Annotated in this window: 18 protein-coding genes; 9 read left to right on the forward strand and 9 right to left on the reverse strand. The window is 61.1% G+C overall.

What is annotated here, in order from left to right:
• Window positions 1-71: 71 nt before the first annotated feature.
• Both PSH59_RS14330 and PSH59_RS14335 read left to right on the forward strand, forming a co-directional pair.
• Window positions 72-860: a helix-turn-helix domain-containing protein gene (locus tag PSH59_RS14330; protein ID WP_305392983.1), complete on the forward strand. Its 789-nt coding sequence runs from the start codon at window positions 72-74 to the stop codon at window positions 858-860.
• Window positions 861-916: 56 nt separating this feature from the next.
• A complete protein-coding gene (locus PSH59_RS14335) occupies window positions 917-2629 on the forward strand; it encodes an amidase (protein ID WP_305392984.1) in 1713 nt (570 codons plus the stop codon).
• A gap of 1 nt (window position 2630) precedes the next feature.
• Here PSH59_RS14335 and PSH59_RS14340 read toward each other — a convergent pair whose 3' ends face one another.
• Together PSH59_RS14340 and PSH59_RS14345 are read right to left on the reverse strand one after the other, a co-directional pair.
• Window positions 2631-2870: a DUF6434 domain-containing protein gene (locus PSH59_RS14340; RefSeq protein WP_248080770.1), complete on the reverse strand. Its 240-nt coding sequence runs from the start codon at window positions 2868-2870 to the stop codon at window positions 2631-2633.
• A 102-nt stretch (window positions 2871-2972) separates the two neighbouring features.
• The gene (locus tag PSH59_RS14345; RefSeq protein WP_305392985.1) at window positions 2973-4298 is read right to left on the reverse strand and encodes a PLP-dependent aminotransferase family protein; all 1326 of its coding nucleotides are present in this window, start codon (window positions 4296-4298) and stop codon (window positions 2973-2975) included.
• Between the two features lie 89 nt (window positions 4299-4387).
• Here PSH59_RS14345 and PSH59_RS14350 point away from each other — a divergent pair, with 89 nt between their 5' ends.
• Complete coding sequence (locus PSH59_RS14350; protein ID WP_305392986.1) at window positions 4388-5278, forward strand: DMT family transporter; 891 nt, start codon at window positions 4388-4390, stop codon at window positions 5276-5278.
• Here the strand turns inward: PSH59_RS14350 and PSH59_RS14355 are convergent.
• Complete coding sequence (locus PSH59_RS14355) at window positions 5275-5832, reverse strand: YceI family protein (protein ID WP_305392987.1); 558 nt, start codon at window positions 5830-5832, stop codon at window positions 5275-5277. The two genes, PSH59_RS14350 and PSH59_RS14355, sit on opposite strands and share 4 nt — an antisense overlap.
• Window positions 5833-6027: 195 nt before the next feature.
• On the opposite strand from PSH59_RS14355, the gene yghX reads away from it, so the two are divergent.
• Both yghX and ampC read left to right on the forward strand, forming a co-directional pair.
• Window positions 6028-6915, forward strand: coding sequence for a YghX family hydrolase (gene yghX / locus PSH59_RS14360; RefSeq protein WP_305392988.1), 888 nt, complete (start codon window positions 6028-6030; stop codon window positions 6913-6915).
• Between the two features lie 83 nt (window positions 6916-6998).
• Window positions 6999-8153, forward strand: coding sequence for a class C beta-lactamase (gene ampC, locus PSH59_RS14365; protein WP_305392989.1), 1155 nt, complete (start codon window positions 6999-7001; stop codon window positions 8151-8153).
• A gap of 4 nt (window positions 8154-8157) precedes the next feature.
• Here the strand turns inward: ampC and PSH59_RS14370 are convergent, their stop codons facing one another.
• The gene (locus PSH59_RS14370; protein WP_305395302.1) at window positions 8158-9018 is read right to left on the reverse strand and encodes a polyprenyl synthetase family protein; all 861 of its coding nucleotides are present in this window, start codon (window positions 9016-9018) and stop codon (window positions 8158-8160) included.
• 65 nt (window positions 9019-9083) lie between these two features.
• On the opposite strand from PSH59_RS14370, the gene PSH59_RS14375 reads away from it, so the two are divergent.
• Complete coding sequence (locus tag PSH59_RS14375; RefSeq protein ID WP_305392990.1) at window positions 9084-9848, forward strand: terpene synthase family protein; 765 nt, start codon at window positions 9084-9086, stop codon at window positions 9846-9848.
• Window positions 9849-9868: 20 nt separating this feature from the next.
• Here PSH59_RS14375 and PSH59_RS14380 read toward each other — a convergent pair whose 3' ends face one another.
• Window positions 9869-11173 carry an ATP-binding protein gene (locus tag PSH59_RS14380; RefSeq protein WP_248080748.1) on the reverse strand — a complete coding sequence of 435 codons (1305 nt, stop codon included), beginning with the start codon at window positions 11171-11173 and terminating at the stop codon, window positions 9869-9871.
• Window positions 11174-11881: a winged helix-turn-helix domain-containing protein gene (locus PSH59_RS14385; protein ID WP_248080746.1), complete on the reverse strand. Its 708-nt coding sequence runs from the start codon at window positions 11879-11881 to the stop codon at window positions 11174-11176.
• Window positions 11882-12036: 155 nt separating this feature from the next.
• Here PSH59_RS14385 and PSH59_RS14390 point away from each other — a divergent pair, with 155 nt between their 5' ends.
• Complete coding sequence (locus tag PSH59_RS14390) at window positions 12037-13236, forward strand: MFS transporter (RefSeq protein ID WP_305392991.1); 1200 nt, start codon at window positions 12037-12039, stop codon at window positions 13234-13236.
• Here the strand turns inward: PSH59_RS14390 and PSH59_RS14395 are convergent.
• Window positions 13192-13794, reverse strand: a complete 603-nt coding sequence (locus PSH59_RS14395) for a tRNA-(ms[2]io[6]A)-hydroxylase (RefSeq protein WP_112195593.1) — start codon at window positions 13792-13794, stop codon at window positions 13192-13194. The two genes, PSH59_RS14390 and PSH59_RS14395, sit on opposite strands and share 45 nt — an antisense overlap.
• Window positions 13795-13945: 151 nt before the next feature.
• Here PSH59_RS14395 and PSH59_RS14400 point away from each other — a divergent pair, with 151 nt between their 5' ends.
• A complete protein-coding gene (locus PSH59_RS14400) occupies window positions 13946-14794 on the forward strand; it encodes a universal stress protein (RefSeq protein ID WP_305392992.1) in 849 nt (282 codons plus the stop codon).
• A gap of 113 nt (window positions 14795-14907) precedes the next feature.
• Here PSH59_RS14400 and PSH59_RS14405 read toward each other — a convergent pair whose 3' ends face one another.
• Window positions 14908-18663, reverse strand: coding sequence for a YncE family protein (locus PSH59_RS14405; RefSeq protein ID WP_305392993.1), 3756 nt, complete (start codon window positions 18661-18663; stop codon window positions 14908-14910).
• Between the two features lie 122 nt (window positions 18664-18785).
• On the reverse strand, window positions 18786-19277 hold the full coding sequence (locus PSH59_RS14410) for a DUF1289 domain-containing protein (RefSeq protein WP_305392994.1): 492 nt from the start codon (window positions 19275-19277) through the stop codon (window positions 18786-18788).
• 397 nt (window positions 19278-19674) lie between these two features.
• Between PSH59_RS14410 and acnB the strand changes: the two genes are divergently transcribed.
• A complete protein-coding gene (acnB, locus tag PSH59_RS14415; protein WP_248081135.1) occupies window positions 19675-22284 on the forward strand; it encodes a bifunctional aconitate hydratase 2/2-methylisocitrate dehydratase in 2610 nt (869 codons plus the stop codon).
• The last annotated feature ends 76 nt before the right edge of the window (window positions 22285-22360 follow it).

Below are 22360 nucleotides of genomic sequence, written 5' to 3' on the forward strand. Positions count from 1 at the left end.
GACGTGATCGAGGCCCACCTTAGTGATAAGGTCTGGCCCCTCGCAATGACCTCGGAGGTCATGAAAACGTCATGGACACGCGTGCCACCGCCGGCGCACAACTGCGCCAACTGCGCCGACAGGCCAACCTGAGCCAACTCGATCTGGCCTTGCTCACCGGCGTTTCCCAGCGCCACCTCAGTTGCATCGAGACCGGCCGCGCCAAGGCCGGGCCGGGCACGTTGCACACACTGCTGACGGCACTGGAAGCACCGCTGGATCACGCCAACCGCGTGTTCCTCGCCGCCGGTTACGCACCGCGCTACGCCGCCACTGCCCTCGCCTCGCCGGCCATGACCGCGATTCGCGAAGCGCTCAGCCATGTGCTGCACGCCAACAACCCGGCGCCGGCCATTCTGCTGGACAGCGAGTGGCGCGTACTGGCGGCTAACGCCAGCACCGGCGTGCTGTTTGAGTTGGTGGGGATCAAGCCGGACGCGGCCGATGGCCTTAATCTGCTGACCACGCTGCTGCAGGCGGGAGGCCTGGGCGACCACCTGATCAACGCCGAAGAGATCCGCCGCCTGGCCTGGCAGCGGGCGACACGCGAGGCACTGGGCAATCCGGCGCTGGCCGCTGTGCTGGCGAATCTGCCGGTGCCGGCCTGCCCCGAATTGCCCAGCGAATTGCCGCCGCTGGTGCTGACGCGCATCCGTTCAAGCCGGGGCGAGCTGACGTTTCTGTCGACTTTCACCACCTTCGGCATGCCTCAGGACATCACCCTGACCTCGTTGCGTATCGAGCATCTGATTCCCGCTGATGACGCGACCTGGCAGGTGATGCGCGCCGCCTGCGCCGATTATTCCGCGCTGGTTTTGTGAAATATCTGTACGTAGACTGCGGCGATACCACAACTGAAGGCGGCGAAGAAAACGTCATGCAAGTTACCGAAGTCTCCATTGCCCAATTGCGCGCTGCGCTGGAATCCGGCCAGACCACGTCTGTTGAACTGGTCAAGGCTTACTTTGCACGGATCGACGCCTACGACGGGCCGCACACCGCCACCGCGCTGAACGCCGTGGTGGTGCGCAACGCCCATGCCCTTGAAGAAGCCCAGGCCAGCGATGCGCGCCGTGCCAAGGGCGAAACCCTGGGGCCATTGGACGGCATTCCCTACACCGCCAAAGACAGCTACCTGGTCAAAGGCCTGACCGCAGCGTCGGGCAGCCCCGCGTTTGCCAAGCTCGTCGCCCAACGCGATGCCTTCACCATCGAGCGCCTGCGCGCCGGCGGCGCCATCTGCCTGGGCAAAACCAATATGCCGCCGATGGCCAATGGCGGCATGCAGCGCGGTGTGTATGGCCGTGCCGAGAGCCCGTATAACGCGGACTACCTCACCGCGCCGTTTGCCTCCGGTTCGTCCAACGGTGCCGGTACCGCCACCGCCGCCAGCTTCGCCGCCTTCGGCCTGGCGGAAGAAACCTGGTCGAGCGGGCGTGGCCCGGCGTCCAATAATGGGCTGTGCGCTTATACGCCTTCGCGCGGGGTGATTTCGGTGCGCGGCAACTGGCCGCTGACCCCGACCATGGACGTGGTGGTGCCGTTCACGCGCACCATGGCCGACCTGCTGGAAGTGCTTGAAGTGGTGGTCGCCGAAGACCCCAACCCCCGTGGCGACCTGTGGCGCCTGCAACCCTGGGTGTCGATCCCCAGCGTCGCGCAGGTGCGCCCCACCGCTTACGCCGAGTTGGCCGCCGACAGCAGTGCCCTCGCCGGCAAACGTTTTGGCGTCCCGCGCATGTACATCAACGCCGACCCCGCTGCGGGCACCAGCGAAAAACCCGGTATCGGCGGACCGACCGGGCAAAAGATCAATACCCGCGCCAGCGTGATCGATCTGTGGAACGCCGCCCGCCAGGCGCTGGAAGCCGCCGGTGCCGAAGTGATCGAGGTGGATTTCCCACTGGTGTCCAATTGCGAAGGCGACCGCCCCGGCGCGCCGACGGTGTTTAACCGTGGCCTGGTGTCCAAGGCCTTCCTGCACGATGAGTTGTGGATGCTGTCGGCCTGGGCGTTCGACGATTTCCTGCGTGCCAACGATGACCCGACGCTTAATCGCCTGGCGGACGTGGACGGCCCACAGATCTTCCCCCACGACCCAGGCACCCTGCCCAACCGCGAAGACGACCTTGCCGCCGGCATGGACGAATACGTGCGCATGGCGCAGCGCGGCATCACCCCGTGGAACGAGATCAGCACCCTGCCCGACGGCCTGCGCGGTCTTGAACAAACCCGGCGCATCGACCTGGAGGACTGGATGGACACACTCGGCCTGGACGCCGTGCTGTTCCCCACCGTCGCCGACGTGGGCCCGGCCGATGCCGATGTCAACGAAGCCAGCGCCGACATCGCCTGGAGCAACGGCATCTGGGTGGCCAACGGCAACCTCGCGATCCGCCACCTGGGCGTGCCCACCGTCACCGTGCCGATGGGCGTGATGGCGGATATCGGCATGCCGGTAGGGCTGACGTTTGCCGGACGTGCGTATGACGACTCGGCGTTGCTGCGCTTTGCCTCAGCGTATGAGGCAACCGGCAGCAAGCGTCAGGTACCGCCGCGTACGCCGCCATTGCCTGCCGAGACCCGCTGAGTCAACGCACGCCTGCGGTGGGAGCGACGCCGCTCCCACCGTTGCGGCGCAACCACTCATCCACCACATCGCCCAGGGTCTTGGGCGTTCCGTTGCGAATCCAGGCCATGAACGGCCGGTCGAATTTAAACCTCGGGCCGCAGTGTTCGAGCATGAAACGCCGTACGTTCTGGGTGTTTTTGTAATGGGGCGTCACGGGGGTGACGCGTGTAAGGGGGTCGCTGTGCCAGTTAAAATCCATTTTTTTCTCGGGCAGTGGTTCAGTCGGCAATAGCATAGCGATGTGCCAGATTGCCAGGAAGCGCCAGGACCAATCGGTTGAAATCAATCTGAGCCACGCGGCTCACCACGCCACCACCGCTCGCACCGTCACCAATGCCTCGCGCAGCGTCGGCAGGTCCACCGAGCCCAGCGCCAGGCGCAGCGCATGGGGGACGTGGGCCGACACCGCAAAGGGCTCGGCGGTGGACACCGAAACGCCCGCGCGCTGCAAGGTCATCGCCACTTGATCAGCGCGCACTTCCTCCGCCAGGGGTAACCACAAAAAGTACGATGACGGATGGGCGGTGTACGCCAGGCCCTTCAGTACCTGCGCCGCCAACACCTGGCGCGCCTTGGCGTCCTCGCGTTTTTGCGCTTCCAACCGCGCCACCGTACCGTCTTCGAGCCAGGCCACTGCAATGGCACTCATCACGCCGGGCACATTCCAGGTGGTGGCCATGATGCTGCGTTCCAGCGCTTTTACCCAAGCCATCGGCGCCGCGACAAACCCCACGCGCAGCCCGGTGGCGACACTCTTGGAAAAGCCACCGACGTACAGGGTGCGCTCCGGCGCCAGGCTCGCCAATGGTGGTGGCGCGTGTTCGGCCAGGAACGCGTAAGCCGCGTCCTCGATGATCATCAGGTTGTGCTGTCGGGCGATGGCGACGAGTTGCTCGCGCTGCGCCAAGTCCATCACCCAGCCCAGCGGATTGTGCAGCGTCGGCATGCTGTACACCGCGCGCACCGGGCGCTTGCGACACAGCGATTGCAGGCAATCCAAATCCGGACCGGTGGCGCTGACCGGGATCGCGACGATTTCCAGGTGCAGGGTTTCGGCCAGCACCTTGAACCCGGAGTAGGTCAACGCGTCCACGGCAACCACATCCCCGGGCTTGAGCAAGCTCATCAGCGTCACCGCCAGGCCGTGCTGGGCGCCGCTGACCATCAGCACCTGCTCGGCGTCCAACGCAACCCCCCGGCTCAGCAGGTGCCGCGCCACCGCCGCGCGTTCATGCACGCGGCCGGCATGGGGTTGATAGCGCAGCAGCGCTTCGAGGTCGCCGGACAGCGCCAACTGGCGCAAGGCGCTGCGCAGCAGGTCAGCCTGGCCCGGCAACGCGGGGTAGTTGAAATTGAGGTCGAGCAGGCCCGCCGCCACCGCCATCTGGCCACCGCCCTGCCCCGGCGGCAGCGAAATCTCGCGAACGAAGGTGCCGCGCCCGGTTTCACCGCTGACCAGGCCCATGGCTTCAAGCTCGGCGTACACACGGGTGGCAGTGGCCAGGGCCAGGCCGTGGCTGGCCGCCAACTGGCGGTGGGTAGGCAGGCGCGTGCCGGGGGCCATTTGCCCTGAACGAATGGCTTGGGCAAACGTGTCGACCAGCGACTTATAACGTGCACGGGGCATCGGCGATGTATCCATGACAATTTTTTGATTGTCTTAATCTTCGGTCCTAGGATGGGCGCCACGCAACCGGACTTTGCAGGTCAATTCCCATGGAACGCACATCCCCCCTCAGCGCCCCGGACAGCAGCACCCGAGGCTGGATCAACGGTTTCATCGGCGTGGTGATTTTCAGCGGCTCATTGCCCGCCACCCGCCTGGCCGTGATGGAATTCGACCCGGTGTTCCTCACCATGATCCGCGCCACCCTGGCCGCCGTACTGGGCCTGCTTCTGCTGTGGCTGTTCAAAGAGAAACGTCCTGCGCACCGCCAGTGGCTGCCGTTGGTGATTGTGGCCCTGGGCGTGGTGATCGGCTTCCCCCTGCTCACCGCCCTGGCCCTGCAATACGTGACCTCCGCGCACTCCATCGTGTTCATCGGCCTGCTTCCTCTGGCCACCGCTGTGTTTGGCGTACTGCGCGGTGGCGAACGCCCGCGCCCGGTGTTCTGGCTGTTTTCGGTCCTGGGCAGCGGGCTGGTGATGGGGTACGCCGTCGCCCAAGGCCTGAGCGCGGCGCCCGCTGGCGATCTGTTGATGCTGTTGGCGGTGCTGGTGTGCGGCCTGGGGTATGCCGAAGGCGCCAAACTGTCGCGCAGCCTGGGCGGTTGGCAGGTGATCTGCTGGGCGCTGGTGGTGGCGTTGCCGGTGGTGTTGCCGTTGAGCCTGCTGCTGGCGCCGTCGAGTGTCAGCGGCATCAGCCTGCCGGCGTGGCTGAGCCTGGGCTATGTCTCGCTGTTCAGCATGTTGATCGGCTTTGTGTTCTGGTACCGCGGGCTGGCCCAGGGTGGCATCGCCGCCGTCGGTCAATTGCAATTGCTGCAACCGTTCTTCGGCCTGGCACTGGCGGCCGGCCTGCTGCGTGAACAGGTGAGCGCAGGCATGGTGCTAGTCACGCTGGCCGTGATCGCCTGTGTGGCTGGGGCGAAGAAATTCGCCCGCTAACGCTGCGGCGCGACCATCTTGAATTTGATGTGGATGTCGTTGGACACCACGCTGTTACCGGCCCACTCCCCCTCGCCGATCTTGAAATCACCGCGATTGAGGTCGAATTCGCCATCAAATATGCCAATACCGTCCAGTTCCTTGAGCACCACTTGCACCTCAACCGGGCGCGTGGTGCCCTTGATGGTCAGGTTGCCGGCGATCTGGAAACGGTTGTTGCCCAGCGCCTTGACCGCGGTTGATTCATACATGCCCACCGGATAGGTCGCCGTATCGAACCAGGACGCGCGTTGCAGGGTGTCATTGGCGTCCTCGCTGCCCGCATTGATGCTGGCGAGCTGAATCTTGAGCATCGCATGGCCCGCCTCGGGCGACTGGGTATCGAAGCTCAAGGCCCCCTCGAATTCGCCGAACGTGCCATACATACGCTGGCCCAACTGGTCGTAGGTAAAACTGATCTGGCTGGCGGTAGGGTTGACGTCCTTGTACTCCACCGCCTGGGCGCTGGTGATAAGCCCCAGAACAAGGGCAACCGGCAACAATCGTCGTGTCATGCACCGCTCCGCAAAGGTTGGATATATTCCCATCAGGCGCTCGTCCTGCTAAACAGAGTAGCTGCCCGCGACACAACAATAAGAATAAGGACTTTGCATGCACAACGCTTCCCTGCAAGACACCACCGCCGCCCATGGCCGCGAAGACTGATCCTGGTCTACATTGACTGTCACCGCTACTCGAGGATTGCACCGATGACTCGTCTCACCGCCAAGGACTTCGCCCCCGAACTGCTGGAACTCTACGACGGCTACGCCCATGGCAAGCTCAACCGCCGCGAATTTCTCGACCGCGCCGCGCTGTTCACCTTCGGCGGCCTCACCGCCTCGGCGTTGCTCGCAGCGCTGAGCCCCAATTACGCCCTGGCCGAACAGGTGAAATTCACCGACCCGGATATCGTCGCTGACTACATCACCTATCCGTCACCCAAGGGCAACGGTAGCGTGCGTGGCTATCTGGTGCGCCCGGCCAAGGCCACGGGCAAGTTGCCGGCGGTGGTGGTGGTCCACGAAAACCGTGGCCTGAACCCCTATATCGAAGACGTGGCCCGACGACTCGCCAAGGCCGGGTTCATTGCCCTGGCACCGGACGGCCTGACGTCCGTCGGCGGTTACCCCGGCAATGACGAAAAAGGCGTGGCGCTGCAACAGACCGTCGACCCCACCAAGCTGATGAACGACTTCTTCGCCGCCATCGAATGGCTGATGCACCACGACAGCAGCAACGGCAAAGTCGGCATCACCGGTTTCTGCTACGGCGGCGGCGTCACCAACGCAGCGGCGGTGGCCTACCCCGAACTGGGCGCGGCGGTATCGTTCTACGGGCGGCAACCCGAGGCCAAGGACGTGCCGCGTATCAAAGCGCCGATCATGCTGCACTTCGGTGAGCTGGACACGCGGATCAACGAGGGTTGGCCAGCTTACGAGCAGGCCTTGAAGGCGGCGGGCACGACCTACGAGGCGTTCATCTACAAGGGCGCCAACCACGGCTTTCATAATGATTCGACGCCACGCTATGACGAAGCGGCGGCAAACCTGGCGTGGGAGCGCACACTGGGCTGGTTCCGCAAGTACCTTGGCTGACGACAGCGGTGTGTTTTTCGTAAGATCGACGCTTTCAGAGCCCTACCGCCTAACGAACGAATCACTCGCGAGAAAGCAACAGCATGCCTGAACACCGTCAATTTGCCCTACGCCCTGTCACCGCTTTGATTGCCCTGCTCGCCACTGGCAGCTGCCTGGCCGCTTCCGACCTGCGGGGGTTGGTGGATGCCAGCGTTGAACCCCTGATGCAGCAGCAAGGTATTGCGGGCCTCTCGGTGGCCGTGGTGAACAAAGGCCAGGTGCATTACTTCAACTACGGCGTCGCCGCCAAAGACACCCGGCAACCCGTCACTCAGGACCCGCTGTTTGAAATCGGCTCACTGAGCAAAACCTTTACCGCGACCCTCGGCGGTTATGCCCAGGCCACCGGCGCGCTGACACTCACCGACAAGGCCAGCCAACACCTGTCGGCGCTCAAAGGCAGCGCCTTCGACAACATCAGCCTGCTGCAACTGGCCACCTACACCCCGGGCGGCTTGCCGCTGCAATTTCCGAACGCGGCCGACAGCCCCGAAACCATGCTGGGCTACTTCCAGCACTGGAAACCCGCCTACGCCCCTGGCGCTCAACGGCTCTATTCCAACCCGAGCATCGGTCTGTTCGGCTACCTCACCGCGCAAAGCCTGGGCCAGCCGTTCAATGTGGCGATGCAGGACACCTTGCTGCCCAAGCTGGGCCTGACGAACACCTATGTCCGCGTGCCGGCCGACAAGGCCGCGCTGTATGCCCAAGGCTATGACAAGAATCAACAACCGGTGCACGTCGGCCCCGGCGCCCTGGACAGCGAAGCCTATGGCATCAAGACCAGCACCCGCGATCTGGCGCACTACGTCATGGTCAACATGCACCCCGGCACCCTGGAAAAGCCGCTGCAACAAGCCATCGCCACCGCCCACACCGGGTATTACACAGTCAACGGCATGACCCAGGCCCTGGGCTGGGAGTACTACCCCTACCCTATCAGCCGACAAGCGTTGATCGATGGCAACTCCACATCGATGGCGATGGAGCCGCACAAGGCTCAGTGGCTGGCCACGCCCCAGGTACAGCCGGCCAATGTGCTGTTCAACAAAACCGGCTCCACCGGCGGGTTCGGGGCGTACGTGGCGTACGTGCCGAGCAGGGACATCGGCGTGGTGATCCTGGCGAACAGGAACTACCCGAACGCGGAGCGGGTGAAGGTGGCCCATGTCATCTTGAGCGCGCTGGACCAATAAGCCGCTACTTGAGCACGCGCTTGTAGTAGTCGTCATCGGGCCCCGGCTGGAAGTGAATATCACGAATAAACACTTCCAACCTTTTGAGCCTGGGCTTGGCGCAATGCTGTCCAATGACGAGCAAGTGCTCGATAAGTTGCTTGTACGTCGCGTCCATCAGGGCGCTTGCGCGATCGAGTACACCCGCGTCGCCAAAGGCTCGGACGATCTCGTTCTTTTGTTCCGAGGAGCGCTTTCCTTTGGCCAGGGGCTGACCGGCCAGGATCATTAAAAATGACTTTGGCCCACCCTCCAGATCCGTTGCGAATCCTTTTTTTTCGAAGTGCGGAATATGGTTCACATCGCAATAGTCATTGACGTATCGGTAGTAAACGGCCAACTCATACAACAAGGCTTTCAACGCGAGATAAAGTGCTTCATCCACCGGTTTCAAACACTGGCACGCGTTCAATAAAAACACGAAAAAACAGCCCGTATTGGCTTGAGCAATCAGGCGGTATTCCTCCAGCGTCGGCAGCACACTGCCATCACTGACCGACACGTCGAGGTGTTGCCCGATATGCAAGGCTTCGAGGCTTTCCAGGCCGGCGCTCAGGACATCCACATTGCCCAATTCAGCCAGGCGCTGAAGACCGCCCAGGTAACCGTACATCCCGGAGATAATCGCCACCGTCGAACCATACGCCGCCCAAACCGACGGCTGTCCCCGGCGCAAACCGTCGCCATCGAACACATCGTCATGTATCAATGAAGCCGTGTTCATCAGCTCAACCGCCTCACACAGCACACGTGCCTGCGCGGCAGACGACATACTCGCCAATGGCTCAGCCGTATGGGACTGGGCAATACCCCCCACGCGGCGCATCAATTGGATATCTACGTGCCGGGAACGCCGGTTATATGTGGAGTGATGCGCCGGCGGACATCTTGATGATTCTGTCCGACCTGGTGGGCTGGTTCAGTTGCCAGGACGACTTCGCCGATGAGGACTGTGACGACCCCGAGGTGCTCGAACGCGTGATTCGTGACGTCCACACCCGTGCGTTCACCTCAAACAGCGTGAGCCGCGCGCCCCTGGCCTGCGCACTGGCGGACATCGTGCATAGAGCCGCCCGCCTCATGCCGCCGATCTGGAAGCAACGCGTGGCCGAGCAATATGCAAACTACCTCGCGCCGTGCGCCATCGCACTGATGCATCGGCGGCACCGGACACAGCCAGGTATCGAAGGTTACGAGCACCTTTGGCAAAACGCCGGTGGGTTTCAGGTCTGCGTGGAGTTCACGTACCTGGCGCAAAACATCAATTTATCAGCCGAGCTCTACTACAGCCCGCCGTGGCAGGAGCTGCGCAGCCTGGCGCTGAACGTGTTCAAGGCGGTCAACGATGTGCTGTCGTTTCCAATCATGGAAAACCCCGACGAGGACGTTTTCAACCTGCTGACTCATTTCAGGCGCACCCACGGCTATAGCGTGGAGCAAGCAACCCGGACGGTGTCCCAACGCATTGAGCAGTGGGCCGAGCGGTTCGCCCTGGCCCAGGCGGCGCTGCCCGCACGGCTGGCAGCCCTGGGATTTGACGAGCGCAGCCAGGAACAAGCGAGGATCTGCGCCCAGGCCCTGCATAACCAATGGCGCGGCAACATCGCCTGGCATCTGGCGGTGCCGCGTTATCGAGAGATACGCTTTTCTGGCTGAAGCCAAGGTAGCGGTCTTGCCTACGCACCTGACGGCGCGCTTGAAGGCGAATCCGCATACGCCCACGTCATGCGAAACGACGCGCCGCCCCACTCCGAGTCCATCACGCGCACGTGCCCGCCGTGCCACTGCGACACCCGCTGCACCAGTGCCAGGCCCAGGCCAAAGCCGCCGGTGCGGCGGTCGCGGCTGGCGTCGAGGCGCATAAACGGTTGGAAAATCTTTGACCGGCCCTCCTCCGGCACGCCAGGGCCGTCGTCACACACACGCACTTCATAGCCGTCGCCAAACCTGACCAGCGACACGTCCACGCGGTGTTCGGCGTAGCGGATGGCGTTGCGCAGCAGGTTGATCACGGCCCGCGCCATAAAGCGCGGTTCGATCTGGATCACGTCCACGTCGCAGGTGCGCAGCGACAATTGAATACCGGCAGCCTCGGCCTCCAGGGCCACGCTGCCGATCACGCTGTCGAGCCAGCTATGGGCTTCGATGGGTTCGCGGGTGACTTGGGTGGCGCCGCGTTCCAGGCTGGCGTAGGTGAGCAACTCGGAGACCATTTCTTCCAACTCACCGAGGTCGGCGTACATGTCGGCGATCAGTTCGACGCGCTGGCGCGGGTCGGCCTGCTGCTTGAGTTGGTCGAGTTCGAACGACAAACGCGCAATCGGCGTGCGCAGCTCGTGGGACACTGCGTTGGTCAGTTCACGTTGGTTGGCGATCAGGTGTTCGATGCGCTCGGCCATCTGATTGAAGTGCCCGGCCAGCTCGCGCACGGTGGAACGGCGCGGCAGCAAAATGCGTGAACCCAAGTCGTTGTCGCCAAAACGTTGTGCGGCCAGGCGGATGTGCTCCAGGTCACGCCAGTGCGGACGCACCCAGAAATACAGCACGATGGCCAGGCAAACCCCAAGAAAACCATAGGCCCACAGGTACAGCCACTTGGGCTCTTCGGGCAGTTTGATTTCCAGCACCTGCGGGCCGCCATCAATACGGGCGAGGAACTCCACGAAGTCGCCACGCACCACCAGCAAGCCGCTGTTGAGCAGCGCCTGTTCGCGCTCAGTCAGGGCCAGCGCGTCTTTTGCCACCAACTTCAAGGGCAGGCCGTAATGCGGTTGCAGCTCAGCCAGCCGCGCCTGACGCGCATCGGCGGGCAGCCCGCGCAGTTGCTCGACCAGGGCGTAGGCCGGGCCGCGCATGGCTTCGCGGTTATAGGTTTCGTTGGCCTCGGGCAGCAACTCATCGAAGGTGTAGTTGACCAGCCAGATCGCTCCCGCCAGGCCCAGGGCCAGGATCACGTACAAGCGCAGAAACAGGCGCAGCATCTAGACCTCCCACGCAAACGGATTGAACAGATAGCCCTTGCCCCAGATGGTCTTGATGCACACCGGCTCACGGGGGTTGTCGTTGAGCTTGGCGCGTAGTTTGCTGATGTACACGTCAACGCTGCGGTTGAGGCCGTCGAAGGCGATGCCGCGCATGCGGTTCAGGATGTCATCGCGGGAAAGGATGGTGCCTGCGCTGCTGGCCAGCAGCCACAGCAGCTCGAATTCCATGGTGGTGAGGTCGATCCTGTCGTCCCCGAGGCTGACCACGCGGCAACTGCGGTCAATCGTCAACCGACCGAATTCCACGGCACCACGCACCGTCGGCTCCGGCGCCTGGCGGCGTTGCAGCGCTCGCAGGCGTGCCAGCAGCACCGGTGGCTTGATCGGTTTGATCACATAGTCGTCGGCACCGGACTCCAGGCCGAGGATGTGGTCCAGGTCATCTTCCTTGGCGGTGAGGATCACAATCGGCGTGTCGGACACCGCGCGAATCCCGCGACACACCTGCAGCCCGCTCTGCCCCGGCAGCATCAGGTCGAGCACGACAATCTTGGGTTTGAAATCCAGGAAGGCGGCCAGGGCCTCATCGCCACGGTGCACCACTCGCACCTCGAAGCCATGCTGCGCCAGAAAATGCGCGACCAGCCCCGCCAGCCTCTCGTCGTCCTCAACGAGCAGGACCTTGCCCAGCCCCAGGTTTTCCATATGTTCTCAGTGCAGACGCAGATTGAAGAGGCGCCATTATAGGTGGCAAGCTGGGCAACTGACGCAACCGGTCGCCCCCCAAAGACCAAGCTTCATGCTTTTAAGAGTTTTTAACAAATAGCCCACACTCTTTAACGCCATTCACAGGGAGCTGTATGCGCAAGGACTATCTGGCGTTCTTTGTTTCGCTGTTCCTGTCCCGCCTGGCGGACCAGATTCTGTTGTTTATCGTGCCGCTGATGGTGTTCCAGACCACCGGCAGCGTGTCCTGGGCCGGGCTGGCATTTTTTGTCGAGTCGCTGCCTCGTTACCTGGCCTTCCCGGTGTGTGGCGCCTTGTGCGACAAGTACTCGCCGCTGCGCATCCTGCACATCAGCCAGGTTTACCGGGCAATGGCCTGCGTTGCCGCGGTGGCGCTTCATGGGGTGTTCGACGGCATTTACTGGCTGGTGTTGTTGTCGGCGCTGTGTGGGGTACTGACCACCCAGGGCATCATGGCGCGGGAAGTGGTGATGCCGCACATTTTCAAGCACTACACCTACGCCAAAACCCTGTCCTATTCACAAATCGCCGACCAGAGCGGCCTGGTGCTGGGCCCGCTGGCGGCGGCGCTGATGCTTGAGGTGTGGGCGTGGCAGTGGGTGGTGCTGGGCGTTGGCGGATTGTTCGTGCTGGCGGACGTGGCGATGTGGGTCTGGCAGCGCAACACCACGGTGCGCCTGAAAACCCATGCACAGCATCGCGATATCTGGCTGCAACCTCTGCGTATTGCGTTCGGGCATATCCGCAGCCTGGCAGCGCTCAGGCGCGTGATCACCCTGGCCATCGGCGTGAACCTGTTGATCGGCGTGACGCTGGCCACATCCGCCGCCATGATCACGGGCCAGTACGCCGCCGGCAAAGACGCCTACGCCCTGCTGCAAGCCGCCGGCGCCGGGGTCACGATCGTGATTCTGTTTTATCTGGCGCGGTCTTCGTTGCCGCTGAAAGTCATGGGCGGCGTGTCGTATTCGATGATTGCCGCAGGGGCATTGATCATGGCGATCAGCCCCAACGCGGGGGCCTATACGCTGGGTTTCCTGCTGGTGACCGGCTTCGACAAGATGTTCAACGTGTACCTGCGCAGCACGCGTCAGCGGGTGATTCCCGTGGAGGATTTCGGCAAGACGGTGGGCGTGATCACCCTGCTCAATAACCTGCCGCAACCGCTGGCAGGCTTGACGGTGGCGGTGTTGGCCGCACCACTGGGCACGCAAACGGTGACCCTGTTGCTGGCCGGGATCGCCGCCGTGATCGGCGTGGCCGTGGCCTCAGGCTGGCACGCCACTGTGAAAGCGGAACTCGACGTCGGGTGACTCAATCAGCTCCTGTTCGGCTGCCCTGACGCGCTCGATCACCTGGGCGATGTCCTTGGCGTCGCCGTATTGATAGGCCAGCTTCAGGTAACCCTGAAAGTGCCGCGCCTCGCTTTTAAGCAGGCCAAAGTAGAACTTGCTGAGTTCTTCGTCCAAATGTGGCACCAGTGCTTCGAACCGCTCGCAACTGCGCGCTTCGATAAAAGCGCCGACCACCAGGGTATCCACCAATTTCACCGGCTCGTGGCTGCGCACCACCTTGCGCAAGCCCGAGGCATACCGGCTGGCGTGCAACTGACGCAGTTCGATCTTGCGCTTTTTCATCAGGCGCATGACTTGCTCGTGGTGCACCAGTTCTTCCCGGGCCAGGCGCGACATCATATTGATCAGGTCGACGTGGCCGTGGTACTTGGCGATCAGGCTCAGGGCGGTGCTGGCGGCCTTGAATTCGCAGTTCTTGTGGTCGATCAGCAAGGTTTCCTGATCGGCCAGCGCGGCCTGGACCCAGGCATCAGGGGTGCGGCAACCGAGGAATTCGTGGATTTCTGGCAGGTTCATCGGGCTCACGGGCAAAAGGATCACAAAAGGCCGGCGATTATACCGACCACGCCGCAGACCACCAGCCACTGGCCTTGATGTGCATCAACATGACGTGCGGCGCGGGGCAACTATAGTGAATGAACGCCCACCCCTTTTGGAGATTCCGAGCATGCAAGCCATTCGCAGCATTTTGGTGGTCATCGAGCCCGAGCATTCGGATAGCCTGGCCCTCAAACGCGCCAAGCTGATCGCCGGGGTGACCGGTGCAAAGCTGCATTTGCTGGTCTGCGACAAAAAGCATGAGCATTCGGCGCTACTCAGCCTGCTCAAGACGGGTTTGCAGGAAGACGGCTACAGCGTCACCACCGAACAGGCCTGGAACGAAAACCTGCATGAAACCATCATCGAGGCGCAGCAGGCCGAGGGCTGCGGCCTGGTGATCAAGCAGCACTTTCCCGACAGCCCGTTGAAAAAGGCGCTGCTGACCCCGGCGGACTGGAAGCTGCTGCGTTACTGCCCGACAGCGGTGCTGCTGGTCAAGACCTCTACCCCCTGGGCCGGCAAGGTGATTCTGGCAGCCATCGACGTGGGCAATACCGATGACGAACACCGCTCACTGCACACCTCGATCATCGACCACGGTTTCGATATAGCCAGTCTGGCCAAGGCGCAGTTACACGTGATCAGCGCCCATCCGTCGCCGATGCTGTCGGCGGCAGACCCGACGTTCCAGCTCACCGAAACCATCCAGGCGCGCTATCGCGAGCAGTGCAAGGCATTCCAGACGGAGTTCGATGTGGATGACAGGCATTTGCACATTGAGGAAGGTCCGGCGGATGTCTTGATCCCGCATTTCGCCCACACGCTGCAGGCGGCAGTGACCATCATCGGCACCGTGGGGCGTACGGGCATTTCGGGGGCATTGATCGGCAATACGGCGGAAGTGGTTCTGGATAAGGTGGAAGGCGATGTGCTGGTGCTCAAGCCGCAGGGGTTGATTGATCATTTGGAAGAGTGAAGGGTGTTCAGATTTTAATTCGCGCAAAGTAAACAGGGCCACTTCAGTTCTAACTGGGGCGACCCTACTTACCGAATTGTTATTTACTACAACAGCCAGTACGTTTAATTATCTCAAGAAACGGGCACGACACTTAGCCTGTTCTTTTCAATCTCGCACAAGTAAACATATTTTTCGGAAGGGCTGAACACGGCGCCCCCCCACCGAGTAGCCGCCATACGCCTTATTATTACCATACTCTTAAGATCAACCAAGTATGTGTCAGCAGCAAACGACCAGACCACCATAAGAGTAGACAGCGAATTTATGGCAATCGCTTGCGGCGCTGGCAAATTAACTGAACGGAAATTAGTAGCCAATGTAGACATGTTCATTTGAAAGACATTATTCCCGTTCGCGTGAGTGCAAACATATATGCTCTCACGATCGTGGCTGATAATAAGGTCGTGAACATTGCCAGTCGAAGCTTCCGAATAAATGACATCCGTCACCCCTGATAAAAGGTTGGTACGCATCACTCCAAAGTACCTGGCCCTTAACGTATAAACAATTTTTTCGTTTGTGCAATAAACCCCGCCGGCTGAACGGCCGTAGCCCAAATGACAAACTTTGTTTACCGTATCAGTTTCAGTATCAATGCTGTTTAAATTACAAGAATACCGTTCGATGCCCCCTATGTTCTGCCACGGCAAATGAGATAACACAGCTGCATATTTCCCATCAGGACTAAAATCAATTGGATAATCATAAGTCCCGTAGAGCACAGGTATAGACTTCACCATCCTATCCTCACTCACACTAATAACGAGTACAGCATCCTGAGAAGCGACATAAATTTTTAACCCATCAGGGGAGACTTTCAACCTACCACCCGGCTTCACAACATCAATTTCCTTAACAATATTACCTGAACTTAAATCAACTTTTGCAATCAGCGCAACCGCACGAATAGTGATATAAGCGTACAAATTGTCCGGCGCCAGCGCGATAGCTTCCGGTCTTCCTGGCAAATAGGTATACGCCCCTGCAGCCAACAAGCGCTTAACATCAATCTCGGCACTCGAACTGCTCGTTCCGCGCTTCGCCGTTATAGGGTACGTCCCCGCATTACCCGAACATTTGATACCCGCGATCGCAAGCTTCCCATTGGCATCCGTGGTGAACTCCTTACTCCCTGCCGTGCCATCCTGAAAGCTGAAACCCTCCGGCAACGTCAGCGTGACTTTCACCGGCGCCGTGATATCGCTGCCGGCATCAAGCCTGACCTTATCCAGGCGCCCATTGGGACCGACCGAGTAAGGCTGATCCAGAAACTGCAGGTTGAACTCCGGCACGGTGTGAACCGTGTATGTGCGCGAGGGGAAAGCAATAGCATTGGCTTCGGTCGAACTGCGGTCATAAGCGACCTTGAAGGTGATCGTCAGGACCGAGCCGTCCTTGAGTTTGCGCAGTTTATCCACCGGTGCAGGCGGCATGATGCCTTGGGCTTCGCCGTCGGCCGTCACCAGGTTCGCCGTGTAGGTTTTTTCGAAATAGGCCGAGCCGTCCTCATTTACGCCGTGGTACTCCATCCACATCCGTTGCTCTTTATGGATAAAGCGCCAGATCCCGATCACCGTGCGTTCAGCGCCCGTCAGTTGGTTTACATCCAGCACTTCGCGGTCACCGATGTTCTCGATCGTGGCCACCGGAATAGGCTTGATCGCCAGAAGCCGCAATGTCAGCACCGGCGAAGGAGCCTCCTGGCCATTACGAATGACAAAATATTGCACGCTGATGTCGCGCCCACCTGGTAGCAGGCTGACCCCGATCACCTCCGGCGGCACAGTGAAGTCGACAATATTGTCGCTGGTGCCATCCTTGGTTTCCTCGTAGCTGCCTGGCCCGGCAAGGCCCGTCCACAGCATACGAATCTTGTCGGTCGCTGCCATTCGCGGAAAGCTTACGCGTACGGTGGCCCCGCCCACGACGGCCCCTGGCGCCAGTTCGTCGGGCGATTGAGTGGCTTCCAGCACTTGCGGCGCGCGCAACTCACCCAGCGCCATGCCCACGCTGACCAGCAACACCTCCGAACGCAGAACCGGGCCACCGTCTGCCGGAATCAATGTGTAGGTAAAGCGAAACTCGGCATTGAGGTTGGCGACGATAAAAGCCTTGGCCAACGGGAACGCAACGGCCTTACCCGCCGTACTGCCGTTGAGCACAATCGGAGATTGCGCGTTGCCGGTACTGCCGCCCTCGTTATCGCCCACCATGCGCCAGACAAAGCGGTCGCCAGCGACGGTGTTGACATAAGGCAGCGTCACGATGGCCTGGTTGACCAGGCTGTCCGGATCAAGGTTGCCGGCTGAGTCGACGCCTTGAATCAACGCCTTGGGCAGTTCGGCTGACGGCTCGCCGAACTTTACATAAAAAGCGTCGGACTCTCGGAACGTCTGCGCATCGTCATCCGTGCCATCGTCCACCTGATACACCATCCTCACGTTCGCCAGGCCGATAAAGCGCTCGAATTCACTGCGCGGCACTGTTCGCGAGCGCGCAGGCGGTGGTGGTGCGCCGGCCAGCAGGGTCTGCTCGTACACTTCCAGACCGCCGCCAGGGCGTGTGCCCTCCAGCCGCAGGGTTTCGCTGTAATTCGCGTCATAAGGCGTGTAGTCCGGAAACACAACGGTGATGAACGGAAGGCTCGGGTCGATCAGATCGATATCCGCTTCCAGCACACTGACGGCAGGCATGTTGGTGACGGTGCCATACACGCTCACTACCATGACGCGGGACGTGCCCAGCACGGTGCCTTTGGGGTACTGCAATTCGTAGGTGGCTTTCAACGTGCCGTTGAGCAGCTCCTCGATAATGCTTTCATCGACCGGCGCAACGGCTGCACGGTTGGGGTTGCTGATGAGGGTCGGCAGCGTAGTGTTCAGCGTCGTGCCATCAGCACGCACACCGCTGAGTTTCACCACCACCTGTACGTTACGCGGCACGGCGCTGCCATTCGCGAGCCTGCCGGGCACGATCAGTTCGACGGCGAATGCACTGCCGGTCTGGGTGTCGAGATTCACATCGGAGAACTCGATGCCATCCACCAGAAAGTACGGCGCCATCAGCAGGTTGGGGTCAAGGTCGCTGTCCAGCCTCACGGCGTCGGACCATTGCTGCAGCTCACCCGAATAGTTGCGCACCTCGTCAAATACCCGGAAGCGGATTTTCACCTCGCCGCTGCCGCCGTTGGCAATCACCGCAGGTGGCACCAGAAGGGCGATGGGCTTGGTTTTATTGACGTGCCCCTCATCCAACTTCAGCGTCACCGGATAGCCATTCCAAAACAGCTCGATGGTGTCGCGCACGCGCATCTTGGGGTAAGGGTCAATGGTGCATATCACGCCTTCGGCTGCGCGGTCGGGGTCGAGCACGACGCCCGGTTTTTGCAGATCCTCCGGCAAATGCACACGCAACTCGGAGTGGAACGGCTTGCCGGGGTCTTTATCCACACCGCCTGGGCGCGTGTCCTTGATAAACCACGTCTGCTCTTCAGACGTGCTGACCTGCTCACTGCCTGCTCGCACCACCCGCGCATAACAGCGCGGTACAAAACCGGTAGGCAAGGCTTCACGGGGGATTGCCAGGTGGAAAAGGCTCTGGTCCAGTTGGCTATCCAGGACCGTACCGGACGCCATGACATGACCGACATGGACTTCATAAACATCGCCGGCCTGAAGCGCCGCCCATCGCGACAACGACACGTGCAGACTGTTTTCAATATGGCGAATCCCCACGCCGAATGTCGCACCCACGACGGGCCGCACCGCGTAGGGGACGAATGGTGGATCCAGGTAGTCATCAGCAGTAACAACAGGGGTGTCAGCCATTTTGAATCTCCTCGTATGCGATGCGCCCTGTGCGCGCCGTGAGGACAGAAAGCGCCCGTGCAGGCGCAAGGTCAACCTGTCAGAAATGACAGTGCCGACGAGTGGCAGGCTGGATTAAAGGATCAATCGAACGTATCGGGCTGCGGCGCAGCCAACGCCTCTTCGAGAAACCCCGGCGCGATATAGCGCTGGTAGTGGGCTTCGGACAGGATAAAGAACTCGCGGTCGATGGCATCGCGCAGGTCCGGCAGCGGCCAGTCGCGAAACTCCGGCAGCAGCACCATGCCATAAGCTTGCAGATTGGAAATCACCCGCGCGCCCCGTGCGATCAGTTGGTAGGCCCAGCAGTAAGGCGACTGGTGCGGCACGAAGCGGATCTTGCGCTGCTCAAGCTGGCCGCGCAGGGCCGCGGGATCGAACACCTCCAGCTTGCCGGCCATCACCTGCACCAGCAATTGCTCCAGGCGCAGCCAGACCGCCCGTTTTTCCTCTTCGTGATAGCCGTTCCACTGGACCACTTCGTGGTGGAAGCGCTTGCAGCCGCGGCACACCAGATCACCGTAAACCGTGGAGCACAGGCCGACACAGGGGGTTTTGATGGTTGGGTTGGGCATGGGCAACGGCACGCTAATCAGCGAAACAATGCGCCATGTTAGCCCTTTGTCTAAGAGTGATCACCCAGCAAACTTGCGGTGGCAACTTACCTTTAGACATTTTTTGCCGTAGAATCACCCGGCCTTGTAAGGCGCCAATAATCCGCTGGAAGCTGTTTTCAAAGCGTCACGAGCACAGTCGTTCCTTCAGAACGGTGTTGGCGATGGTTATTACCCGGTAGGTAGATAACCAGCGCCAACCCTCATCAGCCCCGTTCTGCAGGCGTAAAACTTTGAAAGCAGCTTCTGTGAGGAATGTCGGCAGCGCTGGCTTTGCGGCCCAAAAAGCCCCCGAGCGCATGCGTGCCGTTCATTTCTGGATGAGCGTCCCGTGGGACCACTGATGAGGGTAATAACTGTGCTTGAAGCCTACCGCAAACATATCGAAGAGCGCGCAGCACTGGGTATCGTTCCCCAGCCGCTTAACGCCGAACAAACCGCAGGCCTGGTCGAGCTGCTGAAAAATCCCCCGGCTGGCGAAGAAGAATTCCTCGTTGACCTGATCACCAACCGCATTCCACCAGGCGTTGACGAAGCTGCCTACGTCAAGGCCGGTTTCCTGTCTGCCCTGGCCAAGGGCGAAGCCACTTCCCCTCTGATCGACAAAAAGCGCGCGGTTGAACTGCTTGGCACCATGCAAGGCGGCTACAACATCGTGACGCTGGTCGAGCTGCTGGACGACGCCACGCTTGCGCCTGTCGCCGCCGCCCAACTCAAGCACACCCTGCTGATGTTCGATGCGTTCCACGACGTGGCTGAAAAAGCCCGCAACGGCAACGAGCACGCCAAGTCCGTGATCCAATCCTGGGCTGACGGCGAGTGGTTCCGCAACCGCCCTACCCTGGCCGACAAGATCAGCCTGCGCGTGTTCAAGGTGACCGGCGAAACCAACACCGACGACCTGTCTCCTGCGCCTGACGCCTGGTCCCGCCCAGACATCCCGCTGCACGCCCTGGCCATGCTGAAAATGGCCCGTGAAGGCATCGTGCCAGACGAGCAAGGCAAGACCGGCCCGATGAAGCAGATCGAAGAAATGCGCGGTCAAGGCTTCCCTATCGCCTACGTCGGTGACGTGGTCGGTACCGGCTCTTCGCGTAAATCGGCGACCAACTCCGTACTGTGGTTCTTCGGCGACGACGTGCCTTACGTGCCGAACAAGCGCGCCGGCGGCTTCTGCTTCGGCAGCAAGATCGCTCCGATCTTCTACAACACCATGGAAGATGCGGGCGCACTGCCGATCGAATTCGACGTGACCAACATGAACATGGGCGACGTGATCGACCTGTACCCCCATGCTGGCAAAGTCTGCAAACACGGCACCGACGAAGTCCTCACCACCTTCGAAATGAAGACCCCGGTGCTGTTGGACGAAGTCCGTGCCGGGGGCCGTATCCCGCTGATCATCGGCCGTGGCCTGACCGACAAGGCGCGTGCCGAGCTGGGCCTGGGCCCTACCGACCTGTTCAAGCTGCCTGAAGCCCCTGTCGACACCGGCAAAGGTTTCACCCTGGCGCAGAAAATGGTCGGCAAGGCCTGCGGTCTGCCGGAAGGCAAAGGCGTTCGTCCAGGTACGTACTGCGAACCGAAGATGACCACCGTCGGTTCCCAGGACACTACAGGTCCTATGACCCGTGATGAACTCAAAGACCTGGCGTGCCTGGGCTTCTCGACCGATCTGGTGATGCAGTCCTTCTGCCACACCGCGGCTTACCCCAAGCCGATCGACGTGACCACCCACCACACCCTGCCTGACTTCATCATGACCCGTGGCGGCGTATCGCTGCGTCCAGGCGACGGCATCATCCACAGCTGGCTGAACCGCATGCTGCTGCCGGACACCGTCGGTACCGGTGGCGACTCCCACACCCGTTTCCCGATGGGCATCTCGTTCCCGGCCGGTTCCGGTCTGGTCGCGTTCGCCGCAGCCACTGGCGTGATGCCACTGGACATGCCGGAATCGATCCTGGTGCGCTTCAAAGGCAAGATGAAACCTGGCATCACCCTGCGTGACCTGGTTCATGCCATTCCTTACTACGCGATCCAGTCCGGTTTGCTGACCGTAGAAAAGAAAGGCAAGAAAAACGCCTTCTCCGGCCGCATCCTGGAAATCGAAGGCCTGAACGACCTGACGCTGGAACAGGCTTTCGAGCTGTCCGACGCCTCGGCCGAACGTTCGGCTGCCGGTTGCACCATCAAGCTGTCCAAAGAGTCGGTCACCGAGTACCTGAACTCCAACATCACCCTGCTGCGCTGGATGATCGGCGAAGGCTACGGCGATGCACGCACCCTGGAACGTCGCGCCCAAGCGATGGAAGCCTGGGTAGCCAACCCTGAGCTGATGGAAGCCGATGCCGACGCCGAATACGCTGAAGTCATCGAGATCGACCTGGCGGAAATCAACGAGCCAATCCTCTGCGCCCCTAACGACCCGGACGACGCTCGTCTGCTGTCCAGCGTTGCCGGCGAGAAGATCGACGAAGTGTTCATCGGTTCGTGCATGACCAACATCGGTCACTTCCGCGCGGCCGGCAAGTTGCTGGAACAGGTCAAGGGTCAGCTGCCAACCCGTCTGTGGCTGTCGCCGCCGACCAAGATGGACGCTCACCAACTGACCGAAGAAGGCTACTACGGCATCTACGGCAAGGCTGGCGCACGCATGGAAATGCCGGGCTGCTCGCTGTGCATGGGTAACCAGGCACGGGTAGAACCGAACTCCACCGTGGTGTCGACGTCGACCCGTAACTTCCCGAACCGCCTGGGTGATGGTGCTAACGTCTACCTGGCTTCGGCTGAGCTGGCGGCAGTGGCCTCCACTCTGGGTCGCCTGCCGACCGTCGAAGAGTACATGGGCTACGCAGCGAAACTGGACACCATGGCCAGTGACGTCTACCGCTACCTGAACTTCGACCAGATCGCTGAGTTCCGCAAGATCGCAGCAAGCGCCAACATCCCGGTGATTCAAGCCTAAGGTGTTGATGTAAAAAACGCCGCGTATCGAAAGATGCGCGGCGTTTTTTTATGCCTGGAACACAGCTTTTTGTGTC

The organism is Pseudomonas sp. FP2309, from assembly GCF_030687575.1.
GTDB lineage: Bacteria > Pseudomonadota > Gammaproteobacteria > Pseudomonadales > Pseudomonadaceae > Aquipseudomonas.

Excerpts from the sequence above, each read along its gene's own strand:
- PSH59_RS14330 (WP_305392983.1), top strand. The coding sequence starts at position 72 with ATGGACACGCGTGCCACCGCCGGCGCACAACTGCGCCAACTGCGCCGA.
- PSH59_RS14335 (WP_305392984.1), top strand. The coding sequence starts at position 917 with ATGCAAGTTACCGAAGTCTCCATTGCCCAATTGCGCGCTGCGCTGGAA.
- PSH59_RS14340 (WP_248080770.1), bottom strand. The coding sequence starts at position 2,870 with ATGGATTTTAACTGGCACAGCGACCCCCTTACACGCGTCACCCCCGTG.
- PSH59_RS14345 (WP_305392985.1), bottom strand. The coding sequence starts at position 4,298 with ATGCCCCGTGCACGTTATAAGTCGCTGGTCGACACGTTTGCCCAAGCC.
- PSH59_RS14350 (WP_305392986.1), top strand. The coding sequence starts at position 4,388 with ATGGAACGCACATCCCCCCTCAGCGCCCCGGACAGCAGCACCCGAGGC.
- PSH59_RS14355 (WP_305392987.1), bottom strand. The coding sequence starts at position 5,832 with ATGACACGACGATTGTTGCCGGTTGCCCTTGTTCTGGGGCTTATCACC.
- yghX (WP_305392988.1), top strand. The coding sequence starts at position 6,028 with ATGACTCGTCTCACCGCCAAGGACTTCGCCCCCGAACTGCTGGAACTC.
- ampC (WP_305392989.1), top strand. The coding sequence starts at position 6,999 with ATGCCTGAACACCGTCAATTTGCCCTACGCCCTGTCACCGCTTTGATT.
- PSH59_RS14370 (WP_305395302.1), bottom strand. The coding sequence starts at position 9,018 with ATGCGCCGCGTGGGGGGTATTGCCCAGTCCCATACGGCTGAGCCATTG.
- PSH59_RS14375 (WP_305392990.1), top strand. The coding sequence starts at position 9,084 with ATGATTCTGTCCGACCTGGTGGGCTGGTTCAGTTGCCAGGACGACTTC.
- PSH59_RS14380 (WP_248080748.1), bottom strand. The coding sequence starts at position 11,173 with ATGCTGCGCCTGTTTCTGCGCTTGTACGTGATCCTGGCCCTGGGCCTG.
- PSH59_RS14385 (WP_248080746.1), bottom strand. The coding sequence starts at position 11,881 with ATGGAAAACCTGGGGCTGGGCAAGGTCCTGCTCGTTGAGGACGACGAG.
- PSH59_RS14390 (WP_305392991.1), top strand. The coding sequence starts at position 12,037 with ATGCGCAAGGACTATCTGGCGTTCTTTGTTTCGCTGTTCCTGTCCCGC.
- PSH59_RS14395 (WP_112195593.1), bottom strand. The coding sequence starts at position 13,794 with ATGAACCTGCCAGAAATCCACGAATTCCTCGGTTGCCGCACCCCTGAT.
- PSH59_RS14400 (WP_305392992.1), top strand. The coding sequence starts at position 13,946 with ATGCAAGCCATTCGCAGCATTTTGGTGGTCATCGAGCCCGAGCATTCG.
- PSH59_RS14405 (WP_305392993.1), bottom strand. The coding sequence starts at position 18,663 with ATGGCTGACACCCCTGTTGTTACTGCTGATGACTACCTGGATCCACCA.
- PSH59_RS14410 (WP_305392994.1), bottom strand. The coding sequence starts at position 19,277 with ATGCCCAACCCAACCATCAAAACCCCCTGTGTCGGCCTGTGCTCCACG.